Genomic DNA, 15,818 nt, shown 5'->3' with positions numbered 1-15,818 from the left:
AGGCAATGGGATTCGACCCGATCGCCATCGTCGGCAGGGGCTGCGTGCTGCCCGACGCGCTGGACCCGGACACCTTCTGGGACAACATCGCCGCGCGTCGGTGCAGCCTCGCCCCGGTGCCGGAGGGCCGGTGGCGGTTGCCGCACCGCTGGGCGCTCGGCACGGTCGAGGACCACCTCGATCGGACCTGGACCGACGTCGGTGGCTACGTCAGCGGCTTCGAGTCCGTGTTCGACCCCACTGGCTTTCTCGTTGCCCCGCAAGAGATCCTGGGATTGGACCCGCTGTTCCACTGGGTGCTGTACGGGGCTCAGCAGGCGTTGCGGGAGTCCGGTCACGACGGGCCGCTCCCGCGCGCCGGGCTGGTGCTCGGGACCCTGTCGTACCCGACGAGCGCGGGTGCGGCCTTCGCCGAGCAGGTGTGGCGGTCGAAGGGGGACCGGCCGGACGCGCGCAACCGGTTCTCCTCGGGTCTGCCCGCGCACTTCGCGGCGAAGGCGCTCGGGCTCGGCGCCGGGGCGTTCGCGCTGGACGCCGCGTGCGCGTCTTCCTTGTACGCCATCAAGTTCGCCTGCGACCGGCTGCACGACGGGACCGCCGACCTGATGGTGGCGGGAGCGGTCAACCGGGCCGACAACCTGTTCCAGCACATCGGTCTCTGCGGCCTGGAACTGGTGAGCCGGACCAGCCGCAGCCGTCCGTTCCACCGCGACGCCGACGGGCTCATGCACGGTGAGGGGGCCGGGTTCGTCTCCTTGATGCGGCTGCACGACGCCCTCGCCGCCGCGGCGCCCGTGCTCGGCGTGATCCGTGGCATCGGCCTGTCCAACGACGGTCGCGGTGACGGGCCGCTCAGCCCGGCTCGGGAGGGCCAGGAACGCGCCATGCGCCTGGCGTACTCGATGGCCGGGATCTCGCCGGAGACAGTGTCCCTTGTGGAGTGTCACGCGGCCGGGACGCGGCTCGGCGATGCGGTGGAGGCCCGCGCCATGGCAAGCGTCTTCGCCGACAACGCCGACCTGCCGATCGGTTCGGTGAAGTCCAACATCGGGCACGTGCTCGCCCCGGCGGGAGCCGGTGGCCTGCTGAAGGTGCTCGGCGCGATGCGCGCGGGGGTCCGTCCGGCGACGCTGGGCGCGGACGAGCCGCTCGCCGAGCTCGACGGCACGCCGCTGCGGGTGCTCACCGAGGCGGAGCCGTGGGAGGGGCCGCGCCGCGCCGCGGTGAGCGCGTTCGGCTTCGGCGGAGCGAACGCGCACCTGATCGTCGACGCGTGGGACGGCGCGAGCGCGGCGGTCGCGGGGCCGGTCCCGGTCACCCCGAACGAGTCGGTCGCGATCGTGGCCATCGGCGCGAGGGTCGGCGACGGCGGCAGTACCGCCGACTTCCGCACGGCTGTGGTCGAAGGACAGGTGCGCGGCCCGGCGGTGGAGATCACCGCGCCGCTGACGGTGACAAGCGCAAGGCCGCAGCAGGTCCTCGTCCTCGAAGCCGCCCATGAGGCGGTGCGGGGACTCACTCTGCCGCGCGAGCGGACCATGGTGCTCATCGGCACGGGAGTCGATCCGGAGATCGCCCGCGCGGGCGCCCGCTGGCGGGTGGGGCCGTGGTTGGAGGAGGCAGGGCTGCTCGATCCCGAGCGGCTCCGGCTGGCCCGGGACGCCTTCGCCGAACCCGCGACGACGGACTGGGTCGCCGACACGCTGCCCAACCTGGTCGCCACCCGCGTCAACGCCCAGCTCGACCTCGGCGGCCCCAGCTGCGCGGTGTCGGCGGAGGAGGCATCCGGCCTGGTCGCGCTCGACCTCGCGGCCAGGGCCCTGCGGGCGGGCGAGGCCGACGCGGCCCTCGTCGGCGCGGTCGATCTCTCGCACGAGGCGGTGCACCGCGCCGCGCTCGCCGAGCTGGGGCTTCCGGAGGACACCGGTGACGCGGCGGTCGTCCTGGTGCTCAAGCGCCTCGCCGACGCCCGCAGGGACGGCGACCCGGTGCTCGCGGTGCTCGACGACACGGAGTCCGAGCCGGATCTCGTTGTGGGAGAAGAGGGATTCGATCCGGCGCGACTCGTCGGCCGGGCGCACGCCGCCCAGGGCCTGGTGTCCGTCGCGGCCGCGGTCACCCTGCTCCGGGACACCGCCGAGGTCGTGGTCCACCCGATGGAGGCATCGGCGGCGCGGGTCCAGCTGCGCGCCCCTCGGCTGTGCGTGTTCTCCGGAGCCGACCGCGCCGAGGTGCTGGCCGCGCTCGACGCGGGACGGGAGTCCGATGTCGGCCCGGCCCGGCTCGTACTCGTCGCGGACGGGGAGTTCGAGGCGTTGCGGGCGGCCGCCAGGCGCTGGCTGACCGGGAGCGGGGCGCGTCCCGCCGGTGCGCGCTACCGGGACACCCCGATCGGCGGCGAGCTGGGTTTCGTCTACACCAACGGTTCCGCGGCGTATCAGGGCATGGGCCGTTCGCTGCTGCGCGCCCTGCCCGCGCTCGCCCAGGAACCGGTCGACCCCGGCGAGGGCGTGCTCGGCAAGATCTGGTCGGCGGCCTGGCTCGCGACCGTCCACACCGGACTGTCCAGGGGGCTGCTCGGCCTTCGGCCCTCCGCCGCCATCGGCTACTCCTCGGGGGAGACCGCCGCGCTCACCGCGTTGGGCGCGTGGCCGGACGTCGCGGGCCTGTGCCGGGACACCTGGGAGAGCGGCCTGTTCACCACGGAGCTGACCGGCGAGCTCCGCGCGGTGCGGAGGGCGTGGGAACGCGTTGGTGTGCGGGGAAACCAGTGGTCCAGCTACCTGGTGGCCGCCTCGGCGGAGCGGGTGCGGGCGGAGCTGGCCGATGAGCCCGCCGTGCACCTGATGGCGGTCAACGCCCCCGACGTCTGTGTGGTCGGGGGAGAGGCGGCGGCCTGCGCCGCCGCCGTGGCCCGGCTCGGAGCGGGCGCGATCCCGGTCGGCTACGACCTCGCCGCGCACGCCCCCGAGCTGGCCGAGGTCCGCGAGAGGTGGCGACGGCTGCACCTGCGGTCCACCGTCGAGGTGCCGGGGGTGCGCTTCTACAGCGCCGCCAGCACGCGTTCCTACGCGCTCACCGCCGAGTCGGCGGCCGACGCGGTCACCGCGCAGGGCGTCGGCATGATCGACTTCGCGGGGACCGTCGAGCGGGCGTGGGAAGACGGAGTGCGCGTCTTCGTCGAACACGGCCCGCGCGGGCTGTGCACCGGCTGGATCAAGCGCGTCCTCGGCGAGCGCGACCACGTGGCGGTCGCGCTCGACTCGCCCTCCGGCGGGGTGCGGCAGCTGTGTCTCGCCGTCGCCGAGCTGGTCGCCGCCGGGGTGGCCGTCGACGCCGCCGCGCTCTTCGAACACCTGCGCCGCCCCGCGCCCGAGGTGGCTGAGGACGTCCCGACGACCAGCCTTCCCGCTCACCCGGAGATCACGTTGCCGCCCCTGGACGTCGTCGCCGCACCCGAGCCCGCCGTGGTACTGGAGAGCGCTCCGGAACCGGAGGTGCTGGCTGTCCCCGCGACAGTGGTCGCGCCCGAGCCCGAGCCGGAAGCGGTGGTGGTGCCCGAGGTCGCGGTGGTGCTCGTGCCGGAGGTTGTGGCCGAGCCCGCCGTGGTGCTGGAGGGCGCTGTGCCCGAGGTGGCGGTGGCGTCCGAGCCGGAGGTTGTGGCCGAGGCAGTGGTCGAGCCCGTGCGGGAAACGGTGGTCGCGCCCGAGCCCGAGCCCGAGCCGGAAGCGGTGGCTGTGCCCGAGGCAGCGGCTGTCCCCGCGACAGCGGTCGTGCCCGTGCCAGAGGTTCCCGTGCCGCCGGGCGCGGTGGACGTGCGCCCCCTGATCGCCCTCCAGACCCACCGCGTCACAGCGCTGCACCAGGAGGTCATCGCCCAGCACGTCCAGGCGCACCAGCAGTTCCTCCGGGCCAGAGCGGACCTCGTCTCCGGCCTCGCGCGCGCGGCGGCCGTCCAGATGTCCGCGTCACCGCTCACCGTCGAAGCCCCCGCCGCCCCACCCGCTCCCGTCGTGGTCCCGCACTCGGAGATCCCGAGCGAGCCCGCCGTCGATGCCGAGCGGCCGGAGGAGGTCGCTGAGCAGCCCGTGGAGAGCCGGCCCTCGGTGGTGGAGTCCGTGCTCGACCCCTCGATCGACACCTGGGTCACCGACCACTGTCCTACGTGGACGATCCCGGCGCTGCCGATGATGTCGGTGGTGGACCGGCTCGCGCGGGCGGCGGCGGACTACACCGGGCTGGCCGTGCTCGCCGTGCACGACGTGCGGCTCCAGCGGTGGATCCTGGTGCCCGAGGCGCTGCGGTTGCGGACCGAGGTCATCGAGACCGGCGACGGCCTGACGGTGAAACTGCTGGTGCGCCAGGAGTCCGCGACGGCGTCACGGTCCGGGTTCGAGGAGCTGGCCACGGCGACCGTCGTGGTCGGCGCCCAGCGCGAACCGGAGCCCGAGAGGTTCGAGCCGCTGCCGGACGGGGTGCGCGAGCGGGAGCCGTACGAGTCGGCCGGACTCTTCCACGGCCCCGCGTTCCAGTACGTCACGTCGTGGGAGATCGGCTCGGCGGGCGCGTACGGCGTGCTCGACGCCGGGCGGGGGACGGTGCCGAGGGGGTGCCTCGGTCAGGGGGTGCTGGACGGGGCCGTGCAGGTCATCCCGCACAAGGACCTGGCGCGGTGGGTGCCGGAGATCGGCGAAGGACACGTCGGCTTCCCGTGGCGGGTGGACTCGCTGGAGCTGTTCGGCGACCTGCCCGACACCGGCGAGGTCGAGGTCGCGGCGCGCTTCGCCGGGTTCGACGACGAGAACGGCCTGTTCCCCGTCACCGAGCTCCAGCTGTGGCGCTGCGACCGGGTCCTCGCCGCGCTGCGGGTGGTCGACGTGGTGCTGCCCGCGGGCGGCATGGCGGCCGGTTCCCTCGCCGAGCGCCGGGACTTCCTCGGCCCGAACCGCGAGGCGAACGGCCTGGGGCTGTCCACGACGACGAACGGCATCACCAGGCTGAGCACCGGTGACGTCGAGATCGTCGACTGGCTGCCCGGCACCGTGGCGGACGTGTGGGGCCTGCCGGCGGGCTGCCGCGTCGCCGACCACGTCGAGGTGATCGCGGTCAAGGACCACGTCGGCCGGATCGCGGGCGCTCATCCGTCCACAGTGGAGGTCGGTGGGGACCTGCGCACCGCGGTCGTCGCCGGGCGGACGCACCACGTCGAGGTCACCCGCGCCCGCGACAAGATCACCGTGCGGTCGGTGGACGCGGACTGACCGGCGAGCGTGCTCAGGTGAGCAGCCGCAGCAACAGGTCGCGGACCTCGTCCTGGTGCTGTTCGAGGAAGAAGTGGCCGCCCTCGAACACCCGCAGGTCGAACGAGGCGCGCGTGTGCTGCTGCCACAGCCGCGCCTCCTCGGGCGTCACGTCCGGGTCGGCGTCACCGAGGATCACCGTGACCGGGGTGTCCACAGTGGTCTCCGGCGGGCAGCGGTAGTCCTCGTTCGCCTTGTAGTCGCCCCGGAGCGCGGGCAGCACCAGCGACCGCAGCTCGGGGTCGGCCATCACCTGCGGGTCGAACCCGCCAAGCGCCTCGACCTCGGCGACGAACTCGTCCTCCGGCAGCTCGCTGAGCCGGACCACCTCGGCCACCCGCGACGGCGAGACCTGCGCGGAGGCGACGAGGTGCCGCACCGGGAACCGGCGGGCCAGCTCGAAGGCCACCAGGGCGCCCATGCTGTGGCCGAACAGCGCGGGCGGCTGGTTCTGCCACGGCTCCAGTGCCCGGTGCAGCTCGTCCGCGAGGGTCGGCACGTCCTCGACCACCGGTTCACCGAGCCGGTCCTGGCGGCCCGGGTACTGCACCGCCAGGACCTCGACGTGCGGAGCCAGCGCGACGCTGAGCCAGTAGAAGCCGCTCGCGGTGCCCCCGGCGTGCGGCAGGCACACCAGGCGCGGCGCACCGGGGTCGCAGGGGCGGAACCGCCGGATCCACCGATCGTTCATCGCTCTCCGGTCGTCGACTGGCCTACGCGGGGTCGTAGTCCAGGTTAGGCCGCAGCCACCGCTCGATCTCGGCCAGGTCCGCGCCGCGCCGCCGCGCGTAGTCGGCGACCTGGTCCCGGCCCAGCCGCCCCACGGTGAAGTACCGCGAGGACGGGTGGGCGAAGATCAGGCCGCTCACGCTGGCCGCCGGGGTCATCGCGAAGGACTCGGTGAGCCCGATGCCCAGCTCGTCCGCGCCGAGCAGCTCGAACAGCTCCCGCTTCTCGCTGTGGTCCGGGCTGGCCGGGTAGCCCAGCGCCGGGCGGATGCCGCGGAAGCGCTCCGCGTGCAGGTCCGCCAGCAGCGGCCGCGAGTCCGGCTCGAACCAGTCCCGCCGCGCCTGGAGGTGGATGTGCTCGGCGAAGGCCTCGGCCAGCCGGTCGGCCAGCGCCTTCACCATGATCGCCCGGTAGTCGTCGTTGTCCGCCTCGTACTTCGCCGCGAGGTCCTCGGCGCCGTGGATGGTCACCGCGAAGCCACCGAGGTGGTCGCCCGACGGCGCGATGTAGTCCGCGAGGCTGCGGTTGGGGCGGCCCTCGGGCTTGCTGGTCTGCTGGCGCAGCATCGGGAACCGGGCACTGCCGTCGTCGAGCACGATGTCCTCGCCGTCGGAGTGCGCTGGCCAGAAGGCGTAGGCGCCCTTCGCGCGGAACGAGCCGTCGGCGATGATCTGGTCCAGCAGCGCGTTGGCCTCGTCGAAGAGCTCACGGGCGACCGGCTGCTCCAGGATCGCGGGGTACTTGCCCTTCAGCTCCCACGCCAGGAACAGGAACTGCCAGTCGATCATCTCGCGCAGCGCGGTCAGGTCCGGCTCGACCACGCGCACGCCGGTGAACACCGGGGTCGGCAGCTCGTCGAAGGAGACCACCTCGCGGTTCGCCCGCGCCTGCTCCACCGTCAGCAACGGCCGCCGCTGCTTCGACGCGTGCTGCTCGCGCAACCGCTCCTGCTCCGCGCGGTTGCTCACGGCCAGCTCCTCGGCCCGGTCGGAGTCCAGCAGGTCCGACACCACGCCGACCACCCGCGAGGCGTCGAGCACGTGCACGGTCGTGCAGTCGTAGGCCGGGGCGATGCGCACCGCCGTGTGCTGCCGCGAGGTCGTGGCGCCGCCGACGAGCAGCGGCAGCTTCAGGCCCCTGCGCTCCATCTCCGCGGCCACCGTGACCATCTCGTCCAGCGACGGGGTGATCAGCCCGGAGAGCCCGATCGCGTCGGCGCCCTCGGCGACGGCGGTGTCCAGGATGCGCGCCGCCGGGACCATCACGCCGAGGTCGATCACCTCGTAGTTGTTGCAGCCCAGCACCACGCCGACGATGTTCTTGCCGATGTCGTGCACGTCGCCCTTGACCGTGGCGAGCACGACCTTGCCCTGGCCGCGCTCGGCCTCCTCCCGGCCCTCCAGCCGCGCCTGCTCCTTCTCGGCCTCCATGAAGGGTTCGAGGTAGGCCACCGAGCGCTTCATCACCCGCGCGCTCTTGACCACCTGCGGCAGGAACATCTTGCCCGAGCCGAACAGGTCGCCGACGACCTTCATGCCGTCCATCAGCGGGCCCTCGATGACGTTGAGCGGCCGGGCCGCCTTCTGCCGGGCCTCCTCGGTGTCCTCCTCGATGAAGTCCACGATGCCGTGCACCAGCGCGTGGGACAGCCGCTCCTCGACCGTGCCCTCACGCCAGGACAGGTCCACGGTCCGCTTGGTGCCCTTGCCGTTGACCGTCTCGGCGAAGGACACCAGGCGGTCGGTGGCGTCGGGGCGGCGGTCGAAGATCACGTCCTCGACCAGCTCCAGCAGGTCCGCCGGGATGTCGGCGTAGACCGCGAGCTGACCGGCGTTGACGATGCCCATGTCCAGCCCGGCACGCACGGCGTAGAGCAGGAACGCCGAGTGCATCGCCTCGCGCACGACGTCGTTGCCCCGGAAGGAGAACGACAGGTTCGAGATGCCGCCGCTGGTCCGCGCGCCCGGACAGCGCTGCTTGATCAGCGGCAGCGCGTCGATGAACGCCTTGGCGTAGCCGTTGTGCTCGGAGATGCCGGTGGCGACGGCGAGCACGTTGGGGTCGAAGATGATGTCCTCGGCGGGGAAACCGGCCTTCTGGGTGAGCAGGTCGTAGGCGCGGGCGCAGATCTCGACCTTGCGCTCGGTGGTGTCGGCCTGGCCCTGCTCGTCGAAGGCCATCACCACGACGCCCGCGCCGTAGTCACGGATGCGGCGGGCCTGCTCCAGGAACTGCTCCTCGCCCTCCTTGAGGCTGATGGAGTTCACCACCCCCTTGCCCTGCACGCACTTCAGGCCCGCCTCCAGCACGCTCCACCGGGAGCTGTCGATCATGACGGGGATGCGGGCGACCTCGGGTTCGGTCGCGATCAGGTTCAGGAAGGTGGTCATCGCCTGCTCGCTGTCGAGCAGGTCGGCGTCCATGTTGACGTCGAGCAGGTTCGCGCCGCCGCGCACCTGCTCCAGCGCGACGTCCACGGCGGCCTGGTGGTTGTCGCCCTCGATCAGGCGGCGGAAGCGCGCCGAGCCGGTCACGTTGGTCCGCTCACCGATCATGATGAAGCCGGTGTCGGGCTGGATCTCGAAGGGTTCCAGACCGCTGAAGCGGCTGCTGCGGCGCGGCTGCGCGACCGGGCGCGGCGCGAGGTCCTTGACGGCGGAGGCGATCTGCTCGATGTGCGCGGGGGAGGTGCCGCAGCAGCCGCCGACGGCGTTGACCATGCCCTCGGTGGCGAACTCGCGCAGCAGCGCCGCGGTCTGCTCCGGCGTCTCGTCGTAGCCGCCGAAGGCGTTGGGCAGGCCCGCGTTGGGGTGGCAGGCGGTGTAGGTGTCGGCGAAGCGCGCCAGCTCCGCCACGTGCGGGCGCATCTCCTCGGCGCCCAGCGAGCAGTTCACGCCGACGACCAGCGGGTTCGCGTGCTCGATCGCGGTCCAGAACGCCTCGACGGTCTGGCCGGAGAGCGTGCGCCCGCTGAGGTCGACGATGGTCACCGAGATCCACAGCGGCAGCTGCGGGGCCACCTCGCGCGCGGCGGCGATCGCGGCCTTGCAGTTGAGCGTGTCGAAGATCGTCTCGATCAGCAGCACGTCGACGCCGCCGTCGGCCAGCGCCTGGATCTGCTCGGCGTAGGAGTCCCTGACCTGGTCGAAGGTCACCGCGCGGAAGGCAGGGTCCTCGACCTTGGGGGAGAGCGAGAGCGTGACGTTGAGCGGGCCGATCGAGCCCGCGACGAAGCGCCCGCCCACCTCGTCGGCGGCCTGTCTGGCGAGTTCGGCCCCGCGCAGGTTCATCTCGCGCACGCGGGACTCCAGGCCGTAGTCGGCCTGCCCGATGCTCGTCGCGGTGAAGGTGTTGGTGGTGGTGATGTCCGCGCCGGCGGCCAGGTACTGCCGGTGCACGTCCAGGATGACGTCGGGGCGGGTCAGGTTCAGCAGGTCCGGGTCGCCGGTGACGTCGTGGGTGTGGTCGGCGAGCCAGTCCGCCCGGTAGTCCTCCGGAGCGAGCTTGGCGTTCTGCAGCATCGTGCCCCACGCGCCGTCGAGCACGGCGACACGGCTGTCGAAGAGCTCGCGAAGTTCCTGGATCCTGCTCACGGCCTACCTCCCCGATGGGAGGCGCCCTTGTTGCGGATCGTGAAGGGTCGAGCGTGGCGGGCCGGGTGCGTCCCCTGAGCCCGTTGCAGCGCCTCTCGACCTGATCATCAAGCTTACCGGAGTCCGCCGGTCAGGCCGAGCGAGACTCTTCGATGTCGGCAGGACGGATGACACCCCGCCCGCCGCGCCCGCGTCGCGAATGACAATTCTCATTTTCTTCCACTTTCTTTTCGCGACTTTTTGGCGTCGGCCGAAGAAATTGCTTTTTCGGGTCTTGTGCGTACGGTTGCCCGCGGATCGGTTTTGTGGGTTCGCCGGTCCTTTCTTTTCTTGAGAGGTATTCATGATCAAGCGTTTCGTGCTCGCCGCCGTCCTCGCGGCGGGCGTCGTCCCGGCCCTCGCCGGCCCGGCCTCCGCCGCCGACGCCGGATGCGGTGCCGAGGTGGGCGGCCTGCGCGCGTGCCTGGTGCTCCAGGGCGGGCAGCTCGTCGCCACCGGCCACGCGGCGACCGAGGCCGCCAAGAAGAACGTGAAGATCGAGATCTGCCGCCGCTACGAGGCGTGCACCCCGATGACCCCGGGCCTGAAGCTCAAGGGCTGGCCTGACGCCAAGGGCCACCACGGTTCCTTCGAGGCCGTGGTGTTCAACGGCAAGCACTCCGCGCAGAGCAAGGTCCTGGTCATCCCGGCCAAGCCCCGCGCCTGACGCCTGTACTCCGCCAGCGCCCATATCCCCGCTGGCGGAGTACGGCAGTCTTGAAGACTGGCGAACCACCGCGCGCGGAGAGCTAGCGTGCGGTGGCCCAGAAGGAGCACTTGTGGCTGGCGGCGACGTCGATCGGGGTGACGTCGCCGGGGGCCAGGCGCATGGCCTGCTTGCCGTCCGTGGTCTTGGGCCAGGTCGGAGCGCCCTCGTGGTTCGGGTCGCCGGTGTGCGCGAAGCGCGTCCAGTAGCCGACCATCGTGCGGCCCAGCCGGCGCTGCGGTTCCTCGCGGAGCAGGTCGACGCCGTTGAGCTCGAACAGCGACGGCAGTTCGCTCGCGTGCGTCGGGCCCATGGGCAGGCCGGGCACGGTGATCTGGTTGACGTTGGGCGCGTTCTCGTCGGCGAACTCGAACGCGAACACAGCAGTGTGCCTGGCGAGCAGGCGATGACCTTCCTGGGCCTGGCACGCCCATGACTGGTCGCTGTTCACGGTCGCCCACGCGAGCCCGGCGGAGCCGTACTTGGCGATCGGGTACTCCTTCGCCACGGCGTCCGCGCGAGCGCCGAAAGCCTTGGACAGCAGCGTCGGGTAGGTCTTCTCGGTGATCAGCTCGGGGTTGTACATGATCGCGCCGCCGACGAACGAGCGCGCCTCGTCCCTGACACCGCCGGACATCACCGGGATCTTCGCGAAGTCCCCGTCGCGCAACGCCTTCTTCGGCTCCTTGGGCAGCAGGTCGGTGCCGTAGGCGACGTGGTCGGAGAACGGCTGCATCATCGGCATCAGCTGCTCAACGGTCTTGCCGCGCAAGCATTCCAGCGCCGAACCCGGCGCGCAGCCGAGCTTCTCGGCGGCGGAGAGCCCGTCGGTGACGCCCTGCGCGAGCGGGACGTACGGGCCGTGCTCGGGGGTACCGGGGAAGAGGCTGCCCGTCGGCCAGTTCAGCTCGCAGGAGCCGGAGGACACGATCGCCTTGTCGATCAGCCCCCGCGCCTTCGGTGAGGTGATCATCGCGCAGGTCGACATGCCGCCCGCCGACTGGCCGAACACGGTGACGTTGCCGGGGTCTCCGCCGAACGCGGCGGCGTTGCGGTCGGCCCACTCCACGGCCGCGAACTGGTCGGCGAGGCCGAAGTTGCCCGATCCGGCGAGCCCTGGCAGGCCGAGGTAACCGAGCACGCCGAGCCGGTAGTTCGCCGTCACGACGATGACGTTGCCCTGGTCGGCCATCCGCTGGGTGTCGTACAAGTTGCCGCTGTCCCTGGTGAAACCGCCGCCGTGCAGCCACACCATGACCGGCAGCTTCTGGTCAGGGCGCTGAGCGCGCGGCGTCGTCACGTTCAGGACCAGGCAGTCCTCGGTCAGCACCGGCTTGCCGCCCGGCGCGGCCTGCGGGCACATGGGCCCCATCCGGCTCGCGTCGCGGACGCCGTCCCACTTGTCGGGCGGTTGCGGCAGCTGCCAGCGCAGCGCGCCCACGGGCGGCTTGGCGTAGGGGATGCCGAGGAACTGGCGGCTCTTCGCGGTGGCGATCCCGCGCAGCTCGCCGCTGTCCACGCGCACGGTCAGCGGCTCCGGTGCCGACTCCTGGGCCTGGCCCCGGGGCGAGCACCCGACCACCAGGGTGGCGGCCAGTGCGGTCGCGAGACCCAGTGCCGCGTGGCGGGTCTTCGTGGAAGGCATGTCTGTCTCACTTCGGACCTGGGGGATGTTCATGTCGGTCCAAAATTTAGCAGGGCTGTTTAACCTGCGGGCGCTGCTCGGTCGAAATGGCCCGTGACCTGGTGTTACCTGCGGACCGCCGTCGCGGCGTCGAAGATCTCCAGCAGCTCGGCGGCGTACGGCTCGACCTCGCCGCCCGCGAGCACGTGGCTCAGCGCGCCGTCGAGCGCGCCCCGGATGCTGCGGCACATCACGTTCACGTCGAAGTCGCGGAACTGCCCCTGCTCCTGCCCGGCGAGCAGGATGCGCGAGAGGTCGGAGACCTCCTGCTGGTGCCGCTGGTCGTCGGCGCGCTCGGTGCGGCTGCCCGCGAAGATCTCGGTGAGCGCCAGCATGTCCCGGGGATGCGCGGCGTACAGCTCGACGCTGCCCTGGATGAACGTCAGCAGCGCCTCGCGAGGAGACCGCGCCACCACCATCTTCGGACCGATCAGCTCGGCGCCGAGCGCGTACACGTGCTGGACGACCTGCTCGATCAGCTCCGCGCGGTCGCGGAAGTGGTAGGTGAGCACGCCGCGGCTCACTCCCGCCCGCTCGGCGATCCGCACGGTGGAGGCGTTGGCCAGCCCCAGCTCGGCGATCACCTCGACGGCGCAGCCGATCAGCTGCTTGCGGCGCGCCTGGTGGATGAACGTGTCATCAGCGGTTCTCGTCATGGTGGGTCGAACGGTAGTAGCGCTGGTCAGAGGTGGGCAAGAAGGCCACCGCCCGCGGTCGACCACGGGCGGCGGCCTCCGGTGGAGACGGCTCAGCGGTTCGGCGTCAGCTCCGTGCCCAGCGCCTGCCAGTCCAGCTGCCGGCCCGCGAAGTCGCTGATCGAGGCGAGCAGGCCCAGCCGCGCGGCGCGCACATCGGGGTCGTCCGCCATCACCATGACGTCGTCGAAGAAGGTGTTGATCGGCGCGGTGAGGACCTCGGCCACGTCGACGAACACGCTCAGCGGAGCCTCGGCGGGCAGCGCGTCGCGCGCGTCGCCCAGCGCGTCGAGCACGGCGCGCTCGGCGGGCTCCTTCAGGTGCTCGGAGTCCAGCGACGGCGCGGTGCCTGCGGGCACGATGCGGCGCACCCGCTGCAACGCCGCGACCAGCTCGCCGAAGGACGCGTCACCCGCGCGCCGCGTCAGCTCCGCCAGCGACCGGTCGGCCGCCGCCGGGCTGTCCGCGAGCGGGAGCACCGCGCCGACGAACTGGTGCGGGTTGCCCGCGTCGATCAGGTGCAGCTCGTAGCGCCGGAGCACGAACTCCCGCGCGTCGGTCAGCGCCTGCTCGGGGATGTCCACGCCCTGCGCGCGGAACTGCTCCGCCGCCAGCTCCAACGCCGCGCCGAGCTTGACCTCGCGCAGCGCGGGAACGCCCCGCAGCACGCCGATCGCGCCGAGCGCGGCACGCCGCAGGCCGAACGGGTCGGAGCTGCCTGTGGGGTTGGCACCGACGCCGAACAGGCCGACGAGCAGGTCGAGCCGGTCAGCCAGCGACAGCACCGCGCCGGGCACGGTGGTCGGCAGCGCGCCGCCCGCGGTCCTGGGCAGCTCCATCTCGAACAGCGCCTTCGCGACGGCGGGAGACTCACCGGCGCGCAGCGCGTACTCCCGCGCCATCACGCCCGCGAGGCTGGTCAGCTCGACCACCATCTGCGAGGCGAGGTCGAACTTCGCCAGCTCCGCCGCGCGCGCGAGCGCCTCACTGTCCTCAGTGGACAGTTCGGCGCCCAGCGCGAGCGCTATGCCCGCGATGCGCTTGGCGCGGTCGGCCATGGAGCCGAGCCGCTCCTCGAAGGCGAGCTTGTCCAGCCCCGCCTTCATGTCCTGCGGGCTGACCTGGAGGTCCGCGCGCCAGAAGAACGCGGCGTCCTCGTAGCGCGCCCGCAGCACCGCCTCGTTGCCCGCACGCACCACGTCCGGGTCGCAGTCCCCGTTCGCGACGGCGACGAACTTCGGCCTGAGCGAGCCGTCCGCCGCGCGCACCGGCAGGTACCGCTGGTGCTTGCGCATCACGGTGGTCAGGATCTCCGGGGGCAGCTCCAGGTAGCGCTCCTCGAAGGAGCCCAGCAGCGCGTTCGGCCGCTCCACCAGGTTGGTGATCTCCTCCAGCAGCGCGTCCTCGCCCTCGACAACGCCGTTGACCGACGCGGCCAGCTCGGCGGCAGCGGCGACGATCTGCTCGCGCCGCGCGACCGGGTCGGCCACGATTCCTTGCTGCGCGAGGAAATCCAGGTAGCCGTCGGCGCTGGGCACGCGCACCGTCGGCGAGGCGGCGGTGCGGTGCACGCGGGTCTCGCGACCGCTGGCCAGCGCCGAGACGACGACCGGGACCTCGACATCGCCGAGCAGCGCGACGAGCCAGCGGACGGGGCGGGTGAACGACAGCTTCGGGTCGTTCCACCGCATGTTCTTGTCCGCGCGCAGCTCGCCGACGACCTGCGCGAGCTGCTCGCTGAGCACCTCGACCGCAGTGCGACCGATCTCGGTCTTGATCACGCCGACGTGCTCGACGCCGTTGACGTCGATCTTCCGCAGCTCGCTCGGGTCGATGCCCTGACCGCGCGCGAAGCCCTGCGCCGCCTTGGTCGGGTTGCCGTCGGCGTCGAAGGCGGCGGAGGCGCGCGGCCCCTTGACCGTCTTCTCCGCGTCGGCCTCGCGCGGCGCGACCGCGTCCACGGTGATCACGACGCGGCGCGGGGTCGCGTACGCGCGGACCTCTCCGTGCTCCAAGCGCGTGCCGCCGAGCCGGGTGGTGATCGACTGGCGCACGGCCTCGGCGGTCTTCGCGACCTCGGCGGCGGGCAGCTCCTCGGTGCCGATCTCGAACAGCAGCGTGGCGGGCTTGTCGGTGGTGGGCAGCGTCGCGGGCAGGGCCACGGCGGCGGGGGCCTCGGCGAGCCCCAGCGGGTGCCCCAGCTCCTCGCGCCGCTCTGCCCACAGCTTCGCCACCCGGCGGGCCAGGCCGCGCATCCGCCCGAACGCCTTGGCGCGCTCGGTGGTGGACACGGCGCCGCGCGCGTCGAGCACGTTGAAGGTGTGCGAGCACTTCAGCACGTAGTAGTGCGCGGGCACCGGGAGTCGCTGTTCGAGCTGGCGCTCCGCCTCGGCCGCGTAGTCCTCGAAGAGCCTGCGGTTGGTCTCCACGTCGGCGTCGTCGAGGTAGTAGCGGCTCATCTCGTACTCGGCCTGGCCGAACGCCTCGCCGTAGGAGATGCCCGGCGCGTACGCGATGTCCTTGAAGTGATCGACTCCCTGGAGCGCCATCATGATGCGCTCCATCCCGTAGGTGATCTCCACCGACACGGGGTCGAGCGTCATGCCGCCCGCCTGCTGGAAGTAGGTGAACTGGGTGATCTCCAGCCCGTTCAGCCACACCTCCCAGCCCAGGCCCCACGCGCCGAGCGCGGGGGAGGCCCAGTTGTCCTCGACGAACCGCACGTCGTTGGCCTCGACGTCGATGCCGAGCGCCTTGAGGCTGCCCAGGTACAGCTCCTGCGGGTTGCCGGGGTCCGGCTTGAGGATCACCTGGAACTGGGTGTGGGTCTGCAGGCGGTTCGGGTTCTGCCCGTAGCGGGCGTCGTCGGGGCGCACGCTGGGCTCGACGTAGGCCACCCGCCACGGCTCGGGACCCAGCACCCGCAGCACGGTCGCCGGGTTCAGGGTGCCCGCTCCGACCTCGGTGTTGAACGGCTGCACCATCATGCAGCCGCGGTCGGTCCAGTACTTCGTCAGCGCGAGCAACGCGTCCTGCATCGTCAGCACAGTGCTACCTCAATCGGTCCGGTCA

7 protein-coding genes are annotated in these 15,818 nt (G+C 72.1%); 2 read left to right on the top strand and 5 right to left on the bottom strand.

All coding sequences use genetic code 11. The annotated features are described in order from the left end of the window. Nucleotides 1–5 precede the first annotated feature (5 nt). Complete coding sequence (locus tag ACFFQA_RS04415) at nucleotides 6–5,261, top strand: beta-ketoacyl synthase N-terminal-like domain-containing protein (RefSeq protein WP_377850307.1); 5,256 nt, start codon at nucleotides 6–8, stop codon at nucleotides 5,259–5,261. 13 nt (nucleotides 5,262–5,274) lie between these two features. On the opposite strand, the gene ACFFQA_RS04410 is transcribed toward ACFFQA_RS04415, so the two are convergent. Together ACFFQA_RS04410 and metH are read right to left on the bottom strand one after the other, a co-directional pair. Further along, a complete protein-coding gene (locus ACFFQA_RS04410) occupies nucleotides 5,275–5,991 on the bottom strand; it encodes a thioesterase II family protein (protein ID WP_377850306.1) in 717 nt (238 codons plus the stop codon). Between the two features lie 22 nt (nucleotides 5,992–6,013). Next, nucleotides 6,014–9,622 (bottom strand): methionine synthase, encoded by a 3,609-nt coding sequence (gene metH / locus ACFFQA_RS04405; RefSeq protein ID WP_377850305.1) that lies wholly within the window; start codon nucleotides 9,620–9,622, stop codon nucleotides 6,014–6,016. Nucleotides 9,623–9,965: 343 nt separating this feature from the next. Here metH and ACFFQA_RS04400 point away from each other — a divergent pair, with 343 nt between their 5' ends. Next, nucleotides 9,966–10,328, top strand: coding sequence for a hypothetical protein (locus ACFFQA_RS04400; RefSeq protein ID WP_377850304.1), 363 nt, complete (start codon nucleotides 9,966–9,968; stop codon nucleotides 10,326–10,328). Nucleotides 10,329–10,410: 82 nt separating this feature from the next. On the opposite strand, the gene ACFFQA_RS04395 is transcribed toward ACFFQA_RS04400, so the two are convergent. The 3 genes from ACFFQA_RS04395 to ACFFQA_RS04385 all read right to left on the bottom strand — a co-directional run bounded on the left by ACFFQA_RS04395 (nucleotide 10,411) and on the right by ACFFQA_RS04385 (nucleotide 15,784). Then, complete coding sequence (locus ACFFQA_RS04395) at nucleotides 10,411–12,012, bottom strand: carboxylesterase/lipase family protein (RefSeq protein WP_377850303.1); 1,602 nt, start codon at nucleotides 12,010–12,012, stop codon at nucleotides 10,411–10,413. A 104-nt stretch (nucleotides 12,013–12,116) separates the two neighbouring features. Then, nucleotides 12,117–12,707 (bottom strand): TetR/AcrR family transcriptional regulator, encoded by a 591-nt coding sequence (locus ACFFQA_RS04390; RefSeq protein WP_377850302.1) that lies wholly within the window; start codon nucleotides 12,705–12,707, stop codon nucleotides 12,117–12,119. Nucleotides 12,708–12,799: 92 nt separating this feature from the next. Beyond that, nucleotides 12,800–15,784, bottom strand: a complete 2,985-nt coding sequence (locus ACFFQA_RS04385; protein WP_377850345.1) for a glycine--tRNA ligase — start codon at nucleotides 15,782–15,784, stop codon at nucleotides 12,800–12,802. Nucleotides 15,785–15,818: the final 34 nt, after the last annotated feature.

It is taken from the genome of Allokutzneria oryzae (genome assembly GCF_042429765.1).
In the GTDB taxonomy this organism is placed as follows: Bacteria; Actinomycetota; Actinomycetes; order Mycobacteriales; family Pseudonocardiaceae; genus Allokutzneria; species Allokutzneria oryzae.
Note: the sequence above shows the minus strand (reverse complement) of the source record. Positions and strands in the feature narration are given on the sequence as shown.

Excerpts from the sequence above, each read along its gene's own strand:
- ACFFQA_RS04400 (WP_377850304.1), top strand. The coding sequence starts at position 9,966 with ATGATCAAGCGTTTCGTGCTCGCCGCCGTCCTCGCGGCGGGCGTCGTC.
- ACFFQA_RS04395 (WP_377850303.1), bottom strand. The coding sequence starts at position 12,012 with ATGCCTTCCACGAAGACCCGCCACGCGGCACTGGGTCTCGCGACCGCA.
- ACFFQA_RS04415 (WP_377850307.1), top strand. The coding sequence starts at position 6 with ATGGGATTCGACCCGATCGCCATCGTCGGCAGGGGCTGCGTGCTGCCC.
- ACFFQA_RS04385 (WP_377850345.1), bottom strand. The coding sequence starts at position 15,784 with ATGCAGGACGCGTTGCTCGCGCTGACGAAGTACTGGACCGACCGCGGC.
- ACFFQA_RS04390 (WP_377850302.1), bottom strand. The coding sequence starts at position 12,707 with ATGACGAGAACCGCTGATGACACGTTCATCCACCAGGCGCGCCGCAAG.
- ACFFQA_RS04410 (WP_377850306.1), bottom strand. The coding sequence starts at position 5,991 with ATGAACGATCGGTGGATCCGGCGGTTCCGCCCCTGCGACCCCGGTGCG.